The sequence below is a fragment of the Moorena sp. SIO3I6 genome (genome assembly GCF_010672095.1).
This window is the reverse complement of the sequence record NZ_JAAHHU010000854.1, coordinates 1-2068: the sequence shown is the minus strand read 5'-3', so window position 1 is coordinate 2068 and position 2068 is coordinate 1. Positions and strand designations below refer to the sequence as shown.

Sequence of the window (2068 nt, the reverse complement as noted above, 5' to 3'; positions counted from 1 at the left end):
TATAGACTTCTTGCAGAAGTCGGGAACAGGGAATAGGGAACAGGGAACAGTGGACAAGAATTGACGTGAACACTATCAGAAAAATACTTTTGCGCATAGGTCTAATGATGTCAGCTATCAGCGGTCAGCTTATTTGATTCAAAAGCGTGGCCAAAGGCCAAAGCCTGTGCCACGCTGTGCGAACGACGCATCGGACCTAAGGCATAAGCTGAATACTGTTCCCGTAGCGTGCGCGTAGCGCTTTAGCTGAATACTGATATAGCAATCCGTTTAGGAATTGTGATAATTGTGTTCCCTGTTCCCTACTCCCTGTTCCCTGTTCCCTGTTCCCTTTTGTATAGCTGAATGCTGACCGCTAACCGCTGATAGCTTATATTTGCTGGATACCCAACCCCGTGACTAGTCACAAATGATAATTTTGATACCCTAGAGGTGTAGGATGATAGTGGGTAAGACTAGCAATGCTCGAACAACGTGACTACACCTTAATCATCGATAAAAGTGGCAGCATGTCGATTAGGGATCAACTGGGTGGAAAAAGCCGTTGGCAAATCATGCAGGAGTCTACCCTTGCCTTAGCGAATAAATGTGAAGAATTAGATCCAGATGGCATCACGGTTTATGTATTTGCTGGTCGCTTTAAACGCTACGACAATGTAACCGCAGATAAAGTCCTACAGATATTCCAGGAAAATGAACCATCGGGACGCACGGATTTAGCTGGTGTTTTACTTGATGCCACCAACGACTATTTTAAACGTAAGGCTAGCGGCCAAACCAAAGAAAATGGAGAAACCATCTTAGTGGTCACTGATGGGGAGCCTGATGAACGGAAAGCTGTGATGAAGGTGATCATAGAAGCATCACGGCGTATTGATATTGATGAAGAACTAGCAATTTCCTTCATCCAAATCGGGAATGATCTCCAGGCAACTAAATTCTTAAAAATATTAGATGATGAGCTGCAAAATGCTGGGGCTAAGTTTGACATCGTAGATACGGTAACTATTGATCAGATGGAGGATATGACTCTCACTGAAGTTTTGATCAATGCTATTATTGATTAAATGATAGGAAAGGTTAGTGGGATTTATCCCGTCAGGGTGCGAGGTGCTGTAAGTTAACTGTTTAAACATCACCATTACAGTTAACAACGTAAGAGGAGACGTAAGTCATGGAGTCAATGGATGACTTGTTAGCCCAACTCAAAGCTGAGTATGAACAAAAAGATGCTGGTGTTCAACCGCAAGAAAAACCTCTGTTTCAGGAACAACCAGTTAATTTGCCACTAACTGATCCACCAACTAGTCAATCACCAGCGAAAATACCTGATTGGGTATCTACTGCTCAGGATCGGGAGCTGGCTGAGATGAGAACAGAGTTTGATAAAAAAGACCAAGAAGACGCTCTCAAACAACAGCAGGAACTAGAAGCTGAACAAAAACGAGTTCAGCAGCAAAAGCAAAGAGAACGAGAAGCCCTTACTCAGCAAGCGACTGAGTGGCTAAAAACCTTAAGTCCAAACTCAGCCGAAGGCTTGTGGTTTGAAGAATTTTCTGATTCCTATCCCTCCAAACTGGAGGCAGCAATTGACTATTTGCAAGCCTTAAAAGAAACTCAGTCTTGACTATCAGACTCGTCAAGTATCATCTGATAGTGATCAGGGAACACAGCTCCTAAGTAACCTGTCAATAGTTTACGATTAATCTCTAAGATTATTATCTTAATTTATAATAGAAATATAGAGACAATAGTCAAAAAAATAAATCCACCTTAACGTACCATGATGAGCAAGTCTAGGGTGCTGCAGTTGAAGGATGCTTGTAATAATAGTTAGATATTTTTGGCATAAATGAACTCCTGCCAAGAATCTTAGGGCAAAAACACCCAGATGAGCTGTGGGAATATTAGTTAAGCTAGATTAAGAAATCGTGGCAGTTTAAGGTAAGGAGGAAATTTTTTCGTGGGAGGTTCACTCGTGGAAGACCGTGACTATACGTTAATCATCGACAAAAGCGGCAGTATGTCTAGCCCAGACTCCCAAGATAGGAGCAAAAGTCGATGGCAG

At 42.3% G+C, this 2068-nt stretch carries 2 protein-coding genes; both read left to right on the top strand.

Features of this window, described 5'->3' with window-relative positions; translation table 11 throughout:
* Positions 1-461 precede the first annotated feature (461 nt).
* Entirely contained in the window at positions 462-1067 is a 606-nt protein-coding gene (locus F6K49_RS43585) for a VWA domain-containing protein (RefSeq protein WP_293107970.1), read from the top strand.
* A gap of 107 nt (positions 1068-1174) precedes the next feature.
* On the top strand, positions 1175-1627 hold the full coding sequence (locus tag F6K49_RS43580) for a hypothetical protein (protein ID WP_293107967.1): 453 nt from the start codon (positions 1175-1177) through the stop codon (positions 1625-1627).
* Positions 1628-2068: the final 441 nt, after the last annotated feature.